Source organism: Halorussus limi (assembly GCF_023238205.1).
GTDB classification, from domain to species: domain Archaea; phylum Halobacteriota; class Halobacteria; order Halobacteriales; family Haladaptataceae; genus Halorussus; species Halorussus limi.
Genome location: NZ_CP096659.1, coordinates 1,075,798 through 1,093,270, shown reverse-complemented (window position 1 = coordinate 1,093,270; position 17,473 = coordinate 1,075,798). Strand labels below are relative to the sequence as shown.

General features: G+C 67.3%; 18 protein-coding genes. 9 read left to right on the top strand and 9 right to left on the bottom strand.

Translation table 11 applies throughout. The annotated features are described in order from the left end of the window. Positions 1-33 precede the first annotated feature (33 nt). A complete protein-coding gene (locus M0R89_RS05675; protein WP_248651595.1) occupies positions 34-480 on the top strand; it encodes a hypothetical protein in 447 nt (148 codons plus the stop codon). A 60-nt stretch (positions 481-540) separates the two neighbouring features. Continuing rightward, entirely contained in the window at positions 541-969 is a 429-nt protein-coding gene (gene sufU, locus M0R89_RS05670) for a Fe-S cluster assembly sulfur transfer protein SufU (RefSeq protein WP_248651594.1), read from the top strand. A 60-nt stretch (positions 970-1,029) separates the two neighbouring features. Here the strand turns inward: sufU and M0R89_RS05665 are convergent, their stop codons facing one another. The 4 genes from M0R89_RS05665 to htpX all read right to left on the bottom strand — a co-directional run bounded on the left by M0R89_RS05665 (position 1,030) and on the right by htpX (position 5,036). Beyond that, the gene (locus M0R89_RS05665) at positions 1,030-2,019 is read right to left on the bottom strand and encodes an AI-2E family transporter (protein ID WP_248651593.1); all 990 of its coding nucleotides are present in this window, start codon (positions 2,017-2,019) and stop codon (positions 1,030-1,032) included. 280 nt (positions 2,020-2,299) lie between these two features. Continuing rightward, positions 2,300-3,334: a DNA repair and recombination protein RadA gene (gene radA / locus M0R89_RS05660; protein ID WP_248651592.1), complete on the bottom strand. Its 1,035-nt coding sequence runs from the start codon at positions 3,332-3,334 to the stop codon at positions 2,300-2,302. Between the two features lie 174 nt (positions 3,335-3,508). Continuing rightward, positions 3,509-4,132 carry a PspA-associated protein PspAB gene (gene pspAB / locus M0R89_RS05655; RefSeq protein ID WP_248651591.1) on the bottom strand — a complete coding sequence of 208 codons (624 nt, stop codon included), beginning with the start codon at positions 4,130-4,132 and terminating at the stop codon, positions 3,509-3,511. 37 nt (positions 4,133-4,169) lie between these two features. Continuing rightward, positions 4,170-5,036: a zinc metalloprotease HtpX gene (gene htpX, locus M0R89_RS05650; protein ID WP_248651590.1), complete on the bottom strand. Its 867-nt coding sequence runs from the start codon at positions 5,034-5,036 to the stop codon at positions 4,170-4,172. Between the two features lie 126 nt (positions 5,037-5,162). Between htpX and M0R89_RS05645 the strand changes: the two genes are divergently transcribed. The 5 genes from M0R89_RS05645 (at position 5,163) to M0R89_RS05625 (ending at position 9,686) form a co-directional block, all read left to right on the top strand. Then, positions 5,163-5,921 (top strand): CPBP family intramembrane glutamic endopeptidase, encoded by a 759-nt coding sequence (locus M0R89_RS05645; RefSeq protein WP_248651589.1) that lies wholly within the window; start codon positions 5,163-5,165, stop codon positions 5,919-5,921. Positions 5,922-5,946: 25 nt separating this feature from the next. Continuing rightward, positions 5,947-6,843, top strand: coding sequence for an NAD-dependent epimerase/dehydratase family protein (locus M0R89_RS05640; RefSeq protein WP_248651588.1), 897 nt, complete (start codon positions 5,947-5,949; stop codon positions 6,841-6,843). Between the two features lie 44 nt (positions 6,844-6,887). Beyond that, on the top strand, positions 6,888-7,337 hold the full coding sequence (locus M0R89_RS05635) for a DUF2243 domain-containing protein (RefSeq protein WP_248651587.1): 450 nt from the start codon (positions 6,888-6,890) through the stop codon (positions 7,335-7,337). A gap of 61 nt (positions 7,338-7,398) precedes the next feature. Continuing rightward, positions 7,399-8,547 carry a 60S ribosomal export protein NMD3 gene (locus tag M0R89_RS05630; protein ID WP_248651586.1) on the top strand — a complete coding sequence of 383 codons (1,149 nt, stop codon included), beginning with the start codon at positions 7,399-7,401 and terminating at the stop codon, positions 8,545-8,547. Next, positions 8,544-9,686 (top strand): class I SAM-dependent methyltransferase, encoded by a 1,143-nt coding sequence (locus M0R89_RS05625; RefSeq protein WP_248651585.1) that lies wholly within the window; start codon positions 8,544-8,546, stop codon positions 9,684-9,686. Before M0R89_RS05630 ends, M0R89_RS05625 begins: the two co-directional genes overlap by 4 nt. A 33-nt stretch (positions 9,687-9,719) precedes the next feature. Here the strand turns inward: M0R89_RS05625 and M0R89_RS05620 are convergent, their stop codons facing one another. The 3 genes from M0R89_RS05620 to M0R89_RS05610 form a co-directional block, all read right to left on the bottom strand. After that, positions 9,720-9,935: a hypothetical protein gene (locus M0R89_RS05620; RefSeq protein WP_248651584.1), complete on the bottom strand. Its 216-nt coding sequence runs from the start codon at positions 9,933-9,935 to the stop codon at positions 9,720-9,722. Positions 9,936-9,977: 42 nt separating this feature from the next. After that, complete coding sequence (locus M0R89_RS05615; RefSeq protein WP_248651583.1) at positions 9,978-10,694, bottom strand: type 1 glutamine amidotransferase; 717 nt, start codon at positions 10,692-10,694, stop codon at positions 9,978-9,980. 113 nt (positions 10,695-10,807) lie between these two features. Then, entirely contained in the window at positions 10,808-12,346 is a 1,539-nt protein-coding gene (locus M0R89_RS05610; protein WP_248651582.1) for a hypothetical protein, read from the bottom strand. 165 nt (positions 12,347-12,511) lie between these two features. On the opposite strand from M0R89_RS05610, the gene M0R89_RS05605 reads away from it, so the two are divergent. Further along, positions 12,512-13,582, top strand: a complete 1,071-nt coding sequence (locus tag M0R89_RS05605) for a DHH family phosphoesterase (protein ID WP_248651581.1) — start codon at positions 12,512-12,514, stop codon at positions 13,580-13,582. 21 nt (positions 13,583-13,603) lie between these two features. On the opposite strand, the gene M0R89_RS05600 is transcribed toward M0R89_RS05605, so the two are convergent. Beyond that, complete coding sequence (locus M0R89_RS05600) at positions 13,604-15,148, bottom strand: class I adenylate-forming enzyme family protein (RefSeq protein WP_248651580.1); 1,545 nt, start codon at positions 15,146-15,148, stop codon at positions 13,604-13,606. 144 nt (positions 15,149-15,292) lie between these two features. Continuing rightward, a complete protein-coding gene (locus tag M0R89_RS05595) occupies positions 15,293-16,111 on the bottom strand; it encodes an alpha/beta fold hydrolase (protein ID WP_248651579.1) in 819 nt (272 codons plus the stop codon). Between the two features lie 433 nt (positions 16,112-16,544). On the opposite strand from M0R89_RS05595, the gene M0R89_RS05590 reads away from it, so the two are divergent. After that, positions 16,545-17,471 carry a hypothetical protein gene (locus M0R89_RS05590; RefSeq protein ID WP_248651578.1) on the top strand — a complete coding sequence of 309 codons (927 nt, stop codon included), beginning with the start codon at positions 16,545-16,547 and terminating at the stop codon, positions 17,469-17,471. Positions 17,472-17,473: the final 2 nt, after the last annotated feature.

Here is a 17,473-nt window from a genome sequence, read left to right as displayed (position 1 = left end):
CGCTTTTTGTCGGTTCCGTCGCACCTTCCGGTCATGGTAAACTGGACGCTCGCGGCCGTGATGTCGATTCACGTACTGATGGCCGTCCTCTGGACCGGCGGCTACCTCGTGACCGGTATGCTCGTCCTGCCCGCGGCCCGGCGCAACGACGCGCCGGAGTTCGCGCTCGACGTGCTGGACTCGCTGAAGTGGTTCGCGTTCGGCGGCATCGTCGTGATGGGCGCGTCGGGCGGCGCGGCGCTCTGGTACATCTACAACAACGAACTTCCGGGGGGAACGCGGGGAACCGCGCTCATTGCCATGATGACGCTCTACGGCGTCTTCGCGCTGACGAGCGTCTGGTCGTGGTACGAGACCAAGAGCGCCCGCGAGGACGGCGTCCGGGAACTCCCGACCCGACTCAAGATGGCCTTCCGGACGAACTCGCTGGTCGCCACCCTGCTGGTAGTGGACGCCGCGCTCATCGGCTACGTGGTCTGAACCGGCGAAACCGCGTCTGCGCAACTCTTTTACGCGATACTCACCTACCCTCTTTCAACAATGGGCATGGGCTCGGACATGTATCGCCAGCAGATTCTCGACCACTACAAGAGTCCCCGCAACTACGGGGAACTGGAGGAGAAGACCTTCTCCCACGCTGGCGAGAACCCGATGTGCGGCGACGAGATAACGATAGACGTGCAACTCGACGAGGACGACGAGGTCATCGAACGCGTCGCCTTCCGCGGCGATGGCTGTGCCATCAGTCAGGCCAGCGCGAGCATGCTGACCGGCGAGTTGCAGGGCATGACCGTCGAGGAGATGCAGGACCTCGACCGCGACGACGTCATCGACATGCTCGGGGTGGACATCAGTCCGATGCGCGTCAAGTGCGCGGTCCTCGCCGAGAAGGTGGTGCAGGACGGCGCGGACATCTACGAGGGCGAGAAGCAACTCGACAAGACGACGACCGAATCGGACGACGAGTAAGCGAGTTCTCGATTCTGCGTTCCGGTCTCCGCGGAGAGCGTCGCGAGCGTCGCGGTCGTCTCAGGTGAGGTCGTAGTACTCGACGAACACCTCGACAGTCTCCTTGAACAGCGCGAGGATTATCGGACCGACGAAGATACCGATAGCGCCGAGGAAGTAGGCCGCCCCGAACACCCCGAGCAGGATGACCCCCGAGTGGAGCGACGACTCCTTGTCGATGACCAGCGCCCGGAGGTAGTCGTCGGTGACGGCGACCACCGTCATGCCGTAGACGACCAGCAGCGCGGCCGCGAGGATTCGGCCGTTCACCACGAGATAGACGGTCGCGCCGCCGAGAACCGGCGAGACGCCGACGATGGGAATCATCGCCAAGAACATCAATACCACGGTCCAGAACATCGCGTTCGGAACTCCGAGCGCGATGAGTCCGAGACCGGACACGAACCCCTGCACGGTGGCGACGAGGACGTGACCCTTCAGCACCGCCCACGCCGCTTCCTCGGCCTCGGCGTAGAGGTCGTCCTGCACGTTCCGGGGAAGCGGCGTGACGCGCTTGGCCCACCGAACCAGCGTGTCGGCGTCCTTAAGCAGGTAGTAGAGCAGGAACAGCAACAGGAGGATGCCCAGCGTGAAGTGGACTCCGGCGCTCGCCAGTCCGGAACTCCGCTGGGCGAGCGCGGAGGTGAAACTCCCGAGAACCTGGTCGAACTGCGCGCCGATTTGGACGCCGAGGGAGCGCTCGACGATTCGCTCGACCGACCGATACGTCGGCAGTTCGCTCACGCTAGTCGGCAGGTCGTCCACGTCCGAGAGCACGACTCGCACGAACAGTCCGACCGGACCGACGAACAGCAGGACGGTCAGCGTGACGAGCGCGAACGCCGAGAGCCGCGCTCCGATTTCCGGCGCGAGTCGGCGCTGGGCGGGCCTGAGGACGAACGCCAGCAGCATCGCCGCGAGGACGTAATCGAGGAACGGCCTGACGACGAGCACCGACAGGACTGCCAGTACCCCGACCAAGATGGCGGCGAACGCGGTCCGCGCCTTCATGTGTGGGAACAGACGCTACCGCCGCGTAAATGGCAAGCGGCCGACTCGCTGCGTTACGGCGGGACACGCGCGTTCTGGCCGCGCTTCGACTCGGCAGTGGCGAAACGTGGCGTTCGTCGGGGATTTCTCGGCAGGCCGAGAGGGGAGACGAAGGCAGGGAAACGAACGGGGGCGAAAACAGCGGCGAACGTCGAAAGCAGAGCGCCGAACGCCCCAAACAGATGCGAGAAGACGAAAGTAGAGAGAAGAGACGCGAACCGAGAAGGCGGCGGCGAAACGCTTACTCGGGCTTCAGGCCGCCGTCCTCGACGCGCATCACGGCCTCGCCGTCGGCGAGGTTCGGCGCGTCCACGAGTCGGACGATGCGCTTGTCGCCCTTCGACTTGCGGAGGTAGATGCGGAAGGTGGACTTGTGCCCGAGGATGTTACCACCGATAGGCTGGGTCGGGTCGCCGAAGAACGAGTCGGGGTTCGACGCGACCTGATTCGTCACGACGACCGCGGTGTTGTGGAGGTTGCCGACCTTGTCGAGGTCGTGGAGGTGCTTGTTGAGTTTCTGCTGGCGCTCGGCGAGTTCGCCACGGCCGACGTACTCCGCGCGGAAGTGGGCCGTCAGCGAGTCCACGCAGAGGAGGCGGACGGGGTACTCGTCGTCCTGCGTCTCGTTGGCGAGTTCCTGAGCCTTCTCGGCCAGCAGCATCTGGTGGTTGGAGTTGAACGCCTTGGCGACGTGAATCTTGTCGAGGAAGTCCTCGACGAGCGCCTCCATCGCCTCGTCGTCGTCCGGCGTGCCCTCGATTTCGCGGTCGTCCATCGCGGCCTGAATCGCCTCGTCGGGCAGGCCCCGGACCATGTCGTCGATACGCTCGGGTCGGAACGTGTCCTCGCTGTCCACGAACATGGCGCTGCCGCCGAGACCGCCGTGTTCGCGCGGAAGCTGGACGTTGACCGCGAGTTGGTGGGTGACCTGCGACTTCCCGGCGCCGAACTCGCCGTACACTTCCGTAATCGACTGAGTCTCGACGCCGCCGCCGAGGAGGTCGTCCACCTCGTCGATTTTCCACTTCAGTTTCCCGATCTTCTCGCGGCGCTCCAGCACGGCCGCGCCGGTCTCGAACCCGCCCACGTCGGCGGCCTCGCGGGCCGCCTGCACGATGTCGGAGGCGGTCGAGTCGCCCACGTCGGCGGTGTTCGAGAGTTCGCTGGGGGCCGCGACTGCGAGGCCCTCGTAGGAGTCGAAGCCTGCGTCTCGGAGCTTTTCTGCGGTCGCCGGACCGACGCCCGGCAGTTCTTCGAGGTCTACGTCTGCTGCCATCGTATGCTTGCCTTGTGCCCCACTTCATATAAACCCCCGTTAACACCATACTGAAAGTGAAAATGCGGGAGGGCGACGGCGTGATGACGCACGTCTGACGCAGTTTAAGATGAGAAGATTCGAGCGAACGACGTCACGCGGGCGGTGCTCTCGCGGACCGCTCCCGACCGCGAATTACTCCCACGGATGCTTACCGGACGTACTCGGCAGCAGCGCGTACCAGTACTCCTTGTCGTTCTCGATGTCGAGTTCGCCGTCGAGTTTGCTCTCCAGCTTGAACTCCGCGCTGGAGTCGCGGTCGTTGGTCCCCTTCGGCACGAGAGGGTAGTACGCGCCCCGGCGGAACGAGTAGACCCAGTAGGCGTACCGGCCGTCCTGCTGTCGGCCCGACGTGTCCCGGAATCCAAACAACGCCGCGAGCAGGCGCGACCCGTACCCTCGCTCCATCAGCGTGTCGGCGGCGAAGTTGAGGCTGGTCACGAGGTCCTCGAAGTCGGAGTCGCGCAGAATCACCCACGAGTAGCCGTAGTCGTCGGTGTGGGCCTCGGTCTCGGTGCCGGTCTCCTCCGCGCCGACCTCCAGAATCTCGTGGACCTCCTCGACGGCGTCGGAGAAGTCGGCGCTGTCGACCTCCGAGAAGCAGAGCGCCGCCTCGCCGACCGCTTCGTAGCCCAGTTCGGCCTCCATCGTGACGTAGGCCGTACTCATCCCGAACAGGTCGTCGGGGTCGGCCTTCCGAGTGGCGTCGGTCTCGGCCCGGATACCCAGCACTTCCCGCAGTCCGTCGAACAGTCCCATGGCTCTCCCTTCGGGTCCGCGGATAAAAAGAGTCGTTCTACAGTTCGCGTTCCAGTTCTCGGAGTCGTTCGACGCGGGCCTCCGTGCTCGGATGGGTGCTGAACACCTTGCCGATGAAGTCGTTCTTCAGCGGGATAATGAAGAACGCGTTCATCTCGGACTGCTCGCGGAAGTCCTCCTTCGGAACCTTGCTCATGCCGCTGTCGATGGTCATCAGCGCCGAGGCCAGCGCCGAAGGCTTGCCCGTGATGGTCGCCCCGCCGCGGTCGGCCGCGAACTCGCGATAGCGCGAGAGCGCCCGGATGAGCAGGAAACTCACGACCCAGACAACCAACGAGGCGACGATGGCGACCCAGATGGCCGGTTGCCCCCGCTCGCGGTCGCCGCCGCCGAACCACCAGCCCCACCGGACCACGAGGAACGCGATGGTCGAGAGGAACGACGCGACGGTCATCACCATCATGTCGCGGTTCTTGACGTGGGCGAGTTCGTGGGCCAACACGCCCTCCAACTCGTCGCTGTCGAGCGTGTTCATGAGACCGGTCGTGACCGCGACCGCGGCGTTCTTCTGCGAGCGCCCGGTCGCGAAGGCGTTGGGAACGCGGCTATCGACCACGGCGACCTTCGGTTTCGGCAGGTCGGCCTGCTGGGAGAGGCGGCCGAGCATGCGATGCAGTTCCGGGTACTCGTCCTCCGTGACCTCCTTCGCGCCCATGCTCCACAGCGCCAGTTTGTCGCTGAAGAAGAACTGGGCGATGGAGAACCCGCCCAGCAGTACGACCGCGAAGAAGATGTTGTTGAAGTACAACAACAACCCGCCGACGAAGGCGACGTACAGCGCGAACAACAGGAACATCGTCAGGGCCATGCGCCCGCGAAGTCCCCAGTCTGCTTTCCACTTCATGTCCGACCGTAGGGTTTCACACCGTTTAAACGTTCGTCGACGCTCGTCCTCGCGGCGACGACGACACGGGCGGGCGGTTCGACCTCCCGCAAATCTACTTGTTACTCGGCGTTGTCAGTACTCGCGATGTCTCACCAGTCCGTCAGTCCCGCCCGGCGCGTCGGAGTCGCGACCGGTCTCGCGGTCCTCGGCGTCGTCCTCAGCGTCCTGCTGTCGATTCCGGTCTTCGTCGTCTCGCTGGGAACCGTCGCGCAGTTCGCGGTCGCACTCGTCCTCTCGGAGTTGGGATTCGTCGCGGCCGGACTCGTCTTCCTCCGAGCGACCGACGAGGGCCTCGACTTCCTCCGGATTCGGACGCCCGACCTCCGGGCGCTCGGCGTCGTCGTCGCCGGGACCGTCGCGCTGTTCGGCTACCGACTCGTCGCCATCCTGACCGCGCAGGCCGCCGGTCTCCCGCTGGCTGGCAACTCGGTGACGCAACTCGCCGAACAGGGCGTCCTCGCCACTCTCCTCCTGCTCGTCCCGCTCTCCGTCCTCGTGGTCGGTCCGGCCGAGGAGTTCCTCTTTCGCGGGGTCATCCAACCGTACCTTGACGGCGCGTTCTCGCGTGCGCTCGCGGTCGTCCTCACCAGCGCCCTGTTCGCGCTGGTCCACCTGCCGACGACGTGGATAGCCACGCCGAACCCGATTGCGGTCTCGGTGACGCTCGTCATCCTGTTCGGCCTCTCGCTGCTGCTGGGGTATCTCTACGTCTGGACCGACAATCTGGTCGTCCCCATTCTGGTCCACGGCTTCTACGACGCGCTCCTGTTCGGACTGGCGTATCTGGTGCTGTCCTCGGAGACGCTTCCCGACGGAGCCTCTGCCGTGGCCCTGAACGTTTAGACCCGTCTGGCCGTACCCCGAACCGATGCCAGAGCAAGTCATCGTCACCGGCGGCCTCGGACGCTCGGGGCGCTGGATAGTCGACCACCTCGCGGACGACGGGCGGGAGGTCGTCTGCGTGGACCAGACTCACCCCGGGTGGGAAATCGACGCGCGCGAGAACCTCGATTTCCGCGCGGCGGACCTCACGAACCGGGGCGAAGCCTTCGACCTCCTCGCGGACCTCGACCCCGACGCCGTGGTCCACTGGGCCGCCCTGCCCTCGCCGACGCGCCACGCCGGGGGCCGGGTCTTCGAGACGAACGTGCTGGCGGCGTACAACGTCCTCGTGGGCGCGGGCCGGGCGGGAGCGCGCGTCGCGTGGGCCTCCAGCGAGAGCGCCTACGGCTACGCCTTCGCCGAAGAGAAGCGCCTGCCCGACCGCCTGCCGATTCGGGAGGCCGACGCCCTGCGCCCCGAGGACCCCTACGGGACCTCGAAGGTCGTCGGCGAGGAGGTAGCCAAGATGGTGACTCGGCGGTTCGGCGTGCCGGTCGCCTCGATTCGTCCGTCGTGGATTCAGTACCCCGGCGAATACGAGTGCGTCGAGGGCCGAGAGGACCTCGCGGCGGGTGCGGGCAACTTCTGGTCGTACGTGGACGCCCGCGACGTGGCCGGCATCGTCGCCCACGCACTCGACGCCGACTTCTCGGGCCACGAGGCGTTCCACGCCGCGGCCGCGGACAACTATCTGGAGCGCCCCATCGAGGAGGCGCTCGAATCGTTCTTCGGCGAACTCCCCGACCACTGCAACGTCTCGGGTGACGAGTCGGCGCTGTCGGTGGCGAAGGCCGACGAAGTGCTGGACTGGGACCCCGACCACTCGTGGCGCGAGGCGGCGGACGAGGAAATCGCGGGGCCGGAACTGGTCCGGGACGAGTAGGGTTCGGCCGCCGGTTCTTTCGCTCTCTCGCTCGAACCGCCCGTATGGCTCGACCCGAGGGTGAGCGAACCGTCCTGTTCGGCGCGGGCGTCTTCGGCTTCGGGTCGGGGGCGCTCCTCGACGTGCTCGTCTTCCACCTGATTTTCCAGTGGCACCACCTGCTCTCGGACTTCTTCACGCCGAACACGCTCGCCGGCCTGCGGACGAACATCTACTACGACGGACTGTTCTCGCTCGCCATGGTCGGCGTGATGGCGGTGGGGATGGGGGCGGTCTGGCGAGAACTGAACCGGGCCTCTGAATCGCACTCGGCCGTCCGGGCGCTCGGCGCTATCTTCGTCGGTGCTGGACTGTTCAACCTCTTCGACGGTATCGTGGACCACTACGTGCTGGGGATTCACGACGTCGTTCACGGCACGCAGGCGTTCAATCCCCACTGGGTCGGGGCGAGTCTGTTGCTTCTGGGCGCGGGAATTCTCGCGGTGACGCGGTGAGTCGGCTCCGGACTTCCGGCGGTTCTTCAGACTTAAACCCGCCAAACCCCTACCGACTCCCATGACTACCGAAGCCCGCGAGTTCTGTCCCAACTGCGGGGACCCCATGGAAGTGGACCCCGCCGAGCGGACGCCCCTCCCCGATACCGCCGGCAAGCGCGGCAAGGAGCAGAAGCTCTGCGATTCGTGTTACTTCGACCGATTCGACCTCGTGGACGCGCCCGACCGCATCGAGGTGCTGGTCTGCGCGCGATGCGGGGCGGTCCACCGCGGCAACCGCTGGGTGGACATCGACGCCCGCGACTACACCGACGTGGCCATCGAGGAGGTCAGCGACGCGCTCGGCGTCCACCTCGACGCCTACGACGTGTCGTGGCAGGTCGACCCCGAGCAGGTCGACCAGAACACCATCCGGATGCACTGTCACTTCTCGGGCATCGTCCGCGAGACGTTCGTGGAGGAGACGGTCGTGGTCCCAGTGAAAATCTCGCGCCAGACCTGCACGCGGTGCGGTCGCATCGCGGGCGACTACTACGCCAGCACGGTGCAGGTCCGAGCGCGCGAGCGCGACCCGACGAGCGAGGAGGTCGAGCGGGCCGAGGAAATCGCCCACGAAATCGTCGCGGAGATGGAGGAGACCGGCGACCGCAACGCCTTCGTCACCGAGGTCAGCGAGACCGACGACGGCGTGAACATCAAGGTCTCGACCACCAACATCGGGAAGAAAATCGCGGCCAAGATGACAGAGGAGTTCGGCGGCGACTTCTCCGACTCCGAGACGCTCGTGACCGAGGACGAGGACGGCGAGGAGGTCTACCGCGTGACCTACGCGGTCCACCTGCCGCCGTACTCGCCCGGCGAGATAATCGACCTGCAGGACGACGACGGCGGCCCGGTCCTCGTCCGGAGCGTCCGCGGCAACCTGAAGGGCACGCGACTCACCACCGGCGAGGACTACGAGGCCGGATACGAGGTCGGCGACGCGCCCGAGGCCCGGCGACTCGGCCGCCTCGCCGACGCCGAGGAGACGACGCTCGTCGCGGTCGAGGACGAGCGCGCGGTCCAAGTGCTGGACCCCGAGACCTACCGGACGAAGACCATCGCCCGGCCCGACTACGTGGACACGGACGCAGAGACGGTGCCGGTGCTGAAGAGTCGCGCGGGCCTCCACATCGTGCCGGACGAACGCGGAGACGGCGAGGACGAATGACCGAGCGCGACGGTCTCGGCGACGAGAGCGACGCAGACGACGCCGAACGTCACCTCGCCGCGGTCGTCCGGAAACCCGAGAGCGAGGCGACCATCGCGGCCCTGCGCGGGGAGGGCGTCTACGACGCGACCCGGAAAGTCCGGGAGCACGACGAGGCGTTGGTCGAACTCCCCGTGACCGACCCGCCGAGCGAGACCGACGTTCTCGACGTTGTCGAACAGGTCGCCCCGGACCGACGCCTGCCGGACCTCGAATCCCGCCTCCGCGAGCGCGGGTGGACCGAGGCGGAAATCGAGCGCGCGCCGGGGTCGTGGGCGGTCGTCGGAAGCGTCGTCCTCGTCACCTTCGAGGACTGCCCCCGCAGGGAAGAAGTCGGCGAGGCGCTACTCGCCCTCCACGGCGAGGCCGACACCGTGCTGGCCAACGAGGGCGTCTCGGGCGTCCACCGCGAACCCTCGGTGTCGGTCGTGGCGGGCGCGGGCGACACCGAGACGGTCCACACCGAACACGGCACCCGGTACGCGCTCGACTTGGCGGAGGTCATGTTCTCGCCGGGCAACAAGGCCGAGCGCGCCCGCATGGGCGAGGTGGTCGAACCCGGCGAGCGCGTCTTCGACATGTTCGCCGGCATCGGCTACTTCACCCTGCCGATGGCCCGGGCCGGGGCCGACGTGACCGCGGCCGAGCGCAACCCCGCCGCGTTCCGGTTCCTGATAGAGAACGCGATGCTCAACGACGTGTCCGAGCGCGTCTCGGCGTTCCGCGCCGACTGCCGCGACGTCGTCGAGCAGTTCTCGACTGGTAGCGAGACCGAGTCCAACGACGCGGAGACGGACCCCCGCGCCGACCGCGTCGTCATGGGCTACTACGACGCCTCCGAACCCCGGTCGGCGGACGCTCCCGATTCGTCGGACGCCTCCTACGAGTACCTCGATTCGGCGCTCGCGGCGCTGAAACCCGGCGGCGTCGTCCACATGCACGAGGCCACTCCCGAGGAGTTGCTCTGGGACCGGCCGGTCTCGCGCCTGCGCGAGGCGGCCGCGAACGCCGGACGCGACGTCGAGGTGCTGGACCGCCGGAAAGTAAAGAGCCACAGCGAGGGCGTCTGGCACGTCGTCGTGGACGCCGAGGTGACGTGAGGAGTAGTCGTCCCCGCCGGGGTGGAGTGGGGATTAGTCGTACTTCCCGGCCCACCACAGTATGAGGATGACTGTACCGAGACAGAGCGCGGCGAGATAAAAGGCGAACTCGACGTCGTTCGAGGAGAGGTATCCCAGAACCTCCGCAAGTACCGTCGCGACGCCGAACACCACGAGGAGAACGAGCGAGAGTTTCGCTTCGAAGAACTTGTACTCCAACAGCGTGTCGAACCGCCTCGGCGGAGCCATCACTCACCGCGTATCTGATTAGAAATATAAAACGACTGGTCGCTACGCCGAGACGGTTCCGCTTCCGCCCTCGGAGTCGCGCTCGCGGACCTCGCGGACGAAGTCACAGAAGTTCTCGAAGACGAGTTTCGCCTCGCAGGCCGCCCGGTAGTTCTCCTCGTTGATGCCCGAGAGCACCTCGTCCATCCGGTCGTCGGCGAGGTCCTTGCCCTTCGTCACCGATTCGGCGGTCTCGGTGTCGTACTCGGGGTGGAACTGCACGCCGAACACGCGGTCCTTCCGGAAACCGTGGTTCGAGTAGTCGTTCGCGGCGATTTCTTCCGCGCCCGGCGGGAGTTCCGTTACCGCGTCGGAGTGGGTCGTGAACACCGTGAACCGGTCGTCGATGCCGTCGAACAGTCGCGCGTCGCCCGTCTGTTCGACCTCCCGATACCCGATTTCGTACTCGCCCATGTCGGCGACTTCGCCGCCCAACACGTCCGCGAGCAGTTGGTGGCCCCAACAGACGCCGAGGCAGGGGAGTCCGGCGTCGATGGCCTCGCGGACCCACGCTTTCGTCGGTGCTATCCACTCTTCGTCCCAGTAGACCGACGACCGGGACCCCGAGACCACGACGCCGTCGAAGTCGGTGGTCTCTGGCAGGTCGCCGCCGGTCGCGTCGAACTCCACGAGGTCGGCGTCCAACTCCCGCCGGAAGTTCCGCCGAGTGTCTGCGCCGTCGTGGGCGGCGTTGACGAACGCGATTCGCAATCGACTCATTACCAGATACGAAATGCTTCTACCTCAAAAGGCGTTCCCCTGTGGGGAGTACTGCCGGTACTCGCGACTGGCGGCGATATCCGACGGTGGGAAGCGACCCCGACGGTCTCCGGTCAGGACTGGCTGTCGAGTTCGACGCCGACCGGCCCCTCGACAGCGAACTCGGTGATGTCGCCGCTGAACCGGTAGGCGTCCTTCCCGCCGATAACTCGGCCGGTTATCACGCCGTCGTTCACTTCGTCGGCGACGTTGATCGAGCCGAGTTCGCCGCTCTTCGCCGCGCTTCCGCTGACCGCGAACCTGTAGGTGCAGGCCGCGTTCGGCGCGCCGCCTCCGTCGATTATCAGCGTGTTCGGGAGGTCGCCGGTCCCCGACGCGGACCCCGAATCGGCCCCCGAACCGGAGTCGGTCGTCGTGCCGGAGTCGGACCCGGTGGCGGTCAGGTCGGCGACGCTGGTCTGTTGGCCGCCGTACCTGAGCGTCCACTCGCTCTTGTCGAGTCGCATCGCCGTAATCGAACCCTCGACCGCGTAGGCGTCGCCGTAGCCGTTTCCGGACGCGCCCGTCACCGTCACCGTGCCGTCGCCGTTGTCGGTGAGCGTGTCGTTGCCCTCGGCCGCGATTCCGTCGCTGACGGAGTGTTTCGTGACCGTGCCGTCGACCGTGAACTCGTACGCGGCGTTCTGCGCGTCCGCGTTTGCGACGAGTTCGAGGACAGTCGCCTGCTGGTCGCTCTCGGACGAGTCCGAGTCGGAACTACCGCCGCCGCTGCTGACCTCCCTCCACGTCGGACCGGTCGCGCTGCTGGTGCCGTTTTCGGCCTCGGACGCGGTCATCGGCACGCCTTTCGGCGGATTGATTGTCGGGTTTCGCCCCGAGTTCTGGAGCGTGATGTTGCCCTCGTGGCCCCTAATTTCGCCCGCCACCTGCGAGTTCGAGACGGTGACCGTCGGGATGTTCGACCCGTAGTCGCCGTACGCGCTGGTCGAACCGCGGGTCATGAGCGCGAGCGAGTTGCTCCCGTGTTTGACGTTCGACCCGTCGATGTCTATCTGGCAGTGGCGCATGTTGATTTCGCCGCCGCCTTCGTAGTACGAGAAATGACCAGCACAGAGGTAGCCGCGGGTCGGGAAGTTCTCGCCCGTGTTGTGGATGTGGGTGTTCCGGACCTCGGTGCCGCCGTTGACGCGGAGGTTTCCCCGCGTGTTGTCGTGGAAGTAGCAGTCCTCGATGGTGAGGGTCCCGCCCTTCCCCCACGGTTCGTGGAGTTCGGCGTAGACCGCGTTGTCGGCGTGTCCCTCGATGTGGACGTTCCTGATGGTCAGGTGGCCGAGGTGCTGTTTCGGGTCGACCCAGATGGCGGGTTTGTCGCTGCTGTCGGTCGACCGGATGTAGACGTGTTCGATGACCCCTTCGCCGTCGGGGTCCGTGACGGCGCACCCGATGCCGAGTTCGTTGCTGCCGGTCTCGATGTAGCGGTTCCGAATCTCCCAACTCCCGCTCACGGGACTGGCGGCCCGTGCGGTGGTCGCGGTAACGCCCGCGCCGGCGACGGCCCCGACCAGCGCCGTGCCGGTCGCCCTGAGATAGTCGCGCCGGTCGAGACGCGACTCGCTTCGTCCGTCCTCGCCTGCCCGCTTCTTGCGTGCCATGCGAATTCAATGTATTATGGCTATTTTAAATACTCTCTGGTCCTCCGCGAAACGTGGCGCGAGTCTAACGATTCGGGCCTCCGCCGTCCCCGGGGTCGAAGCGTTCGACCCCGGCGTGCGACTCCATGCACAGTCTCTTGGCGCTGTATCGAGTAGAGAGAGGAAATGAGCAAGGCCGAGACGCTCCGCGAACTCCTCGCCGACGGCGAAGAACTCGCCATCGTCTGTCACAACAACCCCGACCCGGACTGTCTGGCCAGCGCGCTCGCGCTCGGCCGCATCGCGGCCGCCGCGGGCATCGACGAGCGCCGCATCCTCTACAGCGGCGACATCTCCCACCAGCAGAACCGGGCGTTCGTCAACCTGCTGGAGGTCGACCTCCGGGAGTTCGACCCCGAGAGCGTCCGGGACCGGGCGGAGAACTCGCTGGTCGCGCTCGTGGACCACTCGGTGCCCGGCGTGAACAACGAGGTGCCCGAGGACGTGCCGATAGACGTGGTCATCGACCACCACCCCGCCGAGGGCATCGAGGCCCGGTTCGTCGACCACCGCGAGGCGGTCGGCGCGACGGCGACTATCCTGACCGAGTACGTCAGCGAACTCGACGTGGCGTTCGACGAGGTGCTGGCGACCGGCCTGCTGTTCGCCATCCGGCGCGAGACACTGGGTTTCCTCCGAGGCGTGACCCGCGACGAGTACGAGGCCGCCCGGACTCTCCACGACTACGCCGACCCCGACATGCTCCGGCGACTCTCGACCCCGGCGGTCAGCGGCGCGACGGTGGACGCCATCGCCGACGCGGTGGACAACCGGACCGTCAAAGGGTCGGTCCTCATCTCCCACGTCGGCCGGACGAGCGAACGCGACGCGCTCCCGCAGGCCGCCGACTACCTCGCGACGCTGGAGGGCGTCGAAACCGCCATCGTCTTCGGCATCGTGGACGACGAGATAGAACTCAGCGCGCGCTCTACCGACCCGCGAATCCACATCGGCAACGCCCTCGGCGACATCTTCGGCGACGTGGGGAGCGCGGGCGGCCACCGCGAGATGGCCGGCGGTCAGATTCCGCTCGGCGTCTTCGCGGACCTGACCGCCAGCGGGACCGACGCCGAACTCGTCGGCATCGTGGCGCGCGTCGTCACCAACCGCCTCGTGTCGGGTCTCAAACTCGCGAGCGACTCCGGCGACTCCGGCACCTCCGGCAACTCCGCGGACTCGGGAAGCGACGCGAACTGAGTCGTCGGGCGCGGGTCGGCGTCACCCCTTGCCGATGCGCTCCTCGTCGTCCAGTTGCCGCCGGAGCGCGGCCCGGTCTATCTCGCCGGTCCGCCGCCGTGGAAGCGATTCGACGCGGTTGACCTCCCGAACCGTCGCGTCCTCCGGCAGTTCGTCGCCGAGGACGCCCTGCAACTCGCCGGGGTCGGCGTCGCCGACGAACGCCGCCAGCACGCCCTCCGCGTCCGGGACCACTCCCGCCGCGGTGACGCCGTTTCGCGCCTCCAGCGCGCGCTCGATTTCCCGCGGGTGGACCCGGGCCGACCCGTCCGCCCCCGAATCCAACGCCTCGGTCGCCGGCCCGAGGAGGTAGTAGTCGTCGCCCTCGCGGAAGCCGAGGTCCCCCGTCGGCACCCACTCGGGGAACGCCTCGGTCGTCCCGTCGTCTGTCAGCCGTCCCTTCGGCGTCACGACCCCCCTGAACCGGAGTTCACCGATTTCGCCGTCTTCTACCGCCGTTCCGTCGTCGTCGGCGACGCGGACCTCGCAGTCGGGGAACGGTCGGCCCACCCGGTCGGCGTCGCGCTTCGGGGAATCGGCCGCGCTCCCGGACTCGCCGGGCGGCACGAAGAGGTTGCTCGGACCGGTCTCGACCCGGCCGTAGGTCCGGACCACGGGCGCGCGCCGGGCCAGTTCCTCGCGGGCGTCCGCCGGGAGCGGGGACCGCGTGCCGACCCACTCGACGGCGTCGAAGTCGGTCGCGCCGAACTCGTCGCTGGCGACGAGTTCGCGGTACTCGGTCGCGCCGCCGAACAGCGCGGTCGCGCCCTCCTCGGCGATCGCGGCCAGCGCGTCCTCGGGGTCGAACGCCCGGAGCAGGGGGACTCGCCCGCCGACGTAGAGCAGCGGCAGGACGAGGCGGAGGAGGCCGTCGGCGTCCGAGAAGGGAAGCAGGGCGGGCGCGCAGTCGCTCCGGCCCAGTCCCCACGCGGCCGCGGCGGTGACGCAGTTCCACTCCACGGCCCGCGCCGGGTAGTCCACCACCTGCGGGGCCGTCGTCGGGCCCTCGCTCAGCGACTCGTCGCGGCGTTCGCGCTCCTCGTCCTCCCCGACCATGGGCCGGTCGGCCTCGGCCTTCGAGTGGAGGTAGACCAGCGAGTCCTCCGGGTCGCGGTCGGCGCGCTCGTAGTCGGCGCCGTCGCGGCGACCCAACTCCTCGAAGGAGTGGGTCCGCTCGTCTGGTAACTCACGGACGAGGTCGCGCTGTCCGGCCTCGTGGACCACCACCGCGGGGTCGATGCGTTCCAGCGGTCCCTCGACCGTCGCGGGCGTGAGCCGATACGAGACCGGCGCGAAGACGCCGCCGAGTCGCCGGACGGCGAACAACAGCGCCAGCGTCTCGACCCGATTGCGCGAGACGACCGCGACCGGGTCGCCCGGTCCGACCCCGAGCGCCGAGAGTCTGCGCGCCATCGCGTCGGCCTCCGATTCGAGGTCGGCGTAGCTGACCCGGCGGTCGGCGCTCGCGTCCACCACCGCAGTTCGGTCCCCCCAGAGCGCGGCCCGGCGTTCGAGCGAGAGCGTCATGTCGAGAGGTTCGGCGTCACCGACCGTAGGCGTTGTTGCGAAGACGGGGGTACTCCGTCGTCTCGGAGGTGGTGGGAGAACTACCGTAGAAATCGGGTGTCTCTCGGCGAGTGTCTCGGAGCAGTCCGGCGAAATCCGGCCCGCTCACTCCTCGGTTCGGTCGGTGAGGAATCCGACCAGCGAGTCGTTGACCGCCTTCGAGCGCTCGACGTAGAAGAGGCGTTCGCCGGGGAACGCCTCGAACTCGCCCTTCGGGAGGCCGTCGGCCAGCAGGCGGCCGTCCTCGGCCGGAATCACCCGGTCGTCCGCGCCGTGGCAGACGAGCGCGGGAATCGTAATCTCGTAGAGGCTGTCGCTGGCGTCGAACTCGGCCATCGCGTCGAAGTGCGCGAGCTGGACCGTCTCCGAGGCGTCCTCGTCGCGCCGCCACGCCGCGATTCGCTCCACGAGGTCCTCGGTCTCCAGCAGTTCCGCGGAGGCGACCGGTTCGAGCGACCGGCGGAGGGACCCGGCGTCGTCGGGGTCTGCGCGCAGTCGCTCGCGCAGGCCGTCGGCGACGGGCGTCGCGCGCGGACCGCCCGGCGAGGTGCCGAGCAGGGTCAGCGTCCGAGCGCGCGAGAAGTCGAGCGCGTACCGGAGCGCGACCATCCCGCCCATCCCCGCGCCGACGAGGTGGGCCTTGCGCGCGCCGTAGTCGGCGAGGACCGCTTCGAGGTCCGCGGCCATCGTCTCGATGCTGTACGAGTCGGCGGCGTCCGGGTCCGGGGTGTCGGAGTCGCCGGTTCCGCGCGTGCTGGGGATGACGACTTCGAAGGGGCCTGCGAGCGCCGAGTACTGCCAACCCCACTGCCACGGGCCGTAGCCCGCGTCGGCCAGCAGGACGACCGGCGCGTCGCTCTCGACTGCGCCGTCGCCGCCGACCTCGTAATGGATAGAGACGCCGTCGTTGTCCGCGTGTGGCATGGCCGGGGGTTCGAGGTCGGGTCGTTTCAGTGGTTCGCTCTTCGAGTCGGCCGCGTGGCGCACCGAGACAGACTCGATCGAACTTCGAGCGCGGACTCTCGTGTGACGCCACTGTCAGCCCGGCGGACCGGACTGCGAGTGATGTTAGAAATCTTACGCCCCGCCGCCGTGTCGGCGCTCGTCTTGGCGACTCCCGCGGCGTCGGTTACTCGAAACTTGACCGAGTTCGCGCGACCGTCGCGAGCGGTGACGAGCAATACTCGCGCACTCGATTGCGAAACGGCGTCTTCGAACTCTCCCGGACCGTTCCGGAGACGGCGCTCTCCATCGAACCTCGCGTTTCGCGTTGAACGATTGTCGGTAGGTATGTGTGTAGTTAGCGTACGTCGTCGCGGTTCACCGCACTCGGCTATCCGGTGAATGAGGAGCAAGAATGCCAGGAGAACACCACTACTCACAGATATCGGACGAGGATCGTCGGGAGTTCCTCAAGGTACTCGGCGTGGCCAGTGCCGCCGCGACCGGCGGTTCGGCCGTCGACGACGTGACACTGAGCGACCTGCAGGACCTCGTCGCCGTCGAGTCGGCGGGCGAGTTCGCTCGCCGCGGGGAGGCCATCCGAAACGACCTCTCCGGCGCACTCGACGCCGAACTACTGGCGACGGAGATGACGGGCGTCGCCGACGCGATAGAGGGCCTGTCGGCGGTACGCGCCGCAGGCGTTCCGGACCGCGGCGAGGAACTGTACGCGGAACTGACGACTCCGGCGTGGCGAATCGACGACCACCTGACCGAGGTCGACTTCTACGCGAGCGCCGAAGCCAACCTCCCGCGGTTCACGTCCGAACACATCGAGCGCATGACGAAACAGCTCGTCCACACGGCGTCGCTCGCGGGGACTCTCTCTGAAGTCGGGTTCGACGAGCGCGAACAGACGGCACTGGTCGCGAACGTGGTCAGTCAGGCCGACCGACTCGCGCTCTGGGAACCCACGTGGGTGCTGGAGGAAGCGCCGGTCGAAGAGGTGAATCCCGACTACGTCTCGCCGCTCCAGAAACGGGCGGCGAGCGGCGCTCTCCTCTGGATAGACGGGTTAGACAAGCACCTCCGCAAGAACGAGGTGCTGATAACCGACGAGATGCTCGACGACGGCATCGCCGACGTCCGCGCAATGCTCGGTGGGTTCTACCTCCTGAGCGCGGCCGCGGACCGACTCGGTCGCGGGGAGATCTCCGACGAGGAACTGACCGCGCTCGTGTCCGGGAGTGCGGCAATCATGATCGCCGCGCAGACCGACTTCCAGTACGACCTCGTCCGCATCAGCGACGACATGCGAGCGCCGCGACTCGGAGGCGACTGACT

Excerpts from the sequence above, each read along its gene's own strand:
- M0R89_RS05645 (WP_248651589.1), top strand. The coding sequence starts at position 5,163 with ATGTCTCACCAGTCCGTCAGTCCCGCCCGGCGCGTCGGAGTCGCGACC.
- M0R89_RS05635 (WP_248651587.1), top strand. The coding sequence starts at position 6,888 with ATGGCTCGACCCGAGGGTGAGCGAACCGTCCTGTTCGGCGCGGGCGTC.
- M0R89_RS05625 (WP_248651585.1), top strand. The coding sequence starts at position 8,544 with ATGACCGAGCGCGACGGTCTCGGCGACGAGAGCGACGCAGACGACGCC.
- M0R89_RS05595 (WP_248651579.1), bottom strand. The coding sequence starts at position 16,111 with ATGCCACACGCGGACAACGACGGCGTCTCTATCCATTACGAGGTCGGC.
- htpX (WP_248651590.1), bottom strand. The coding sequence starts at position 5,036 with ATGAAGTGGAAAGCAGACTGGGGACTTCGCGGGCGCATGGCCCTGACG.
- M0R89_RS05620 (WP_248651584.1), bottom strand. The coding sequence starts at position 9,935 with ATGGCTCCGCCGAGGCGGTTCGACACGCTGTTGGAGTACAAGTTCTTC.
- M0R89_RS05615 (WP_248651583.1), bottom strand. The coding sequence starts at position 10,694 with ATGAGTCGATTGCGAATCGCGTTCGTCAACGCCGCCCACGACGGCGCA.
- pspAB (WP_248651591.1), bottom strand. The coding sequence starts at position 4,132 with ATGGGACTGTTCGACGGACTGCGGGAAGTGCTGGGTATCCGGGCCGAG.
- M0R89_RS05590 (WP_248651578.1), top strand. The coding sequence starts at position 16,545 with ATGCCAGGAGAACACCACTACTCACAGATATCGGACGAGGATCGTCGG.
- M0R89_RS05600 (WP_248651580.1), bottom strand. The coding sequence starts at position 15,148 with ATGACGCTCTCGCTCGAACGCCGGGCCGCGCTCTGGGGGGACCGAACT.
- M0R89_RS05605 (WP_248651581.1), top strand. The coding sequence starts at position 12,512 with ATGAGCAAGGCCGAGACGCTCCGCGAACTCCTCGCCGACGGCGAAGAA.
- M0R89_RS05665 (WP_248651593.1), bottom strand. The coding sequence starts at position 2,019 with ATGAAGGCGCGGACCGCGTTCGCCGCCATCTTGGTCGGGGTACTGGCA.
- M0R89_RS05640 (WP_248651588.1), top strand. The coding sequence starts at position 5,947 with ATGCCAGAGCAAGTCATCGTCACCGGCGGCCTCGGACGCTCGGGGCGC.
- M0R89_RS05610 (WP_248651582.1), bottom strand. The coding sequence starts at position 12,346 with ATGGCACGCAAGAAGCGGGCAGGCGAGGACGGACGAAGCGAGTCGCGT.
- sufU (WP_248651594.1), top strand. The coding sequence starts at position 541 with ATGGGCATGGGCTCGGACATGTATCGCCAGCAGATTCTCGACCACTAC.
- M0R89_RS05630 (WP_248651586.1), top strand. The coding sequence starts at position 7,399 with ATGACTACCGAAGCCCGCGAGTTCTGTCCCAACTGCGGGGACCCCATG.
- M0R89_RS05675 (WP_248651595.1), top strand. The coding sequence starts at position 34 with ATGGTAAACTGGACGCTCGCGGCCGTGATGTCGATTCACGTACTGATG.
- radA (WP_248651592.1), bottom strand. The coding sequence starts at position 3,334 with ATGGCAGCAGACGTAGACCTCGAAGAACTGCCGGGCGTCGGTCCGGCG.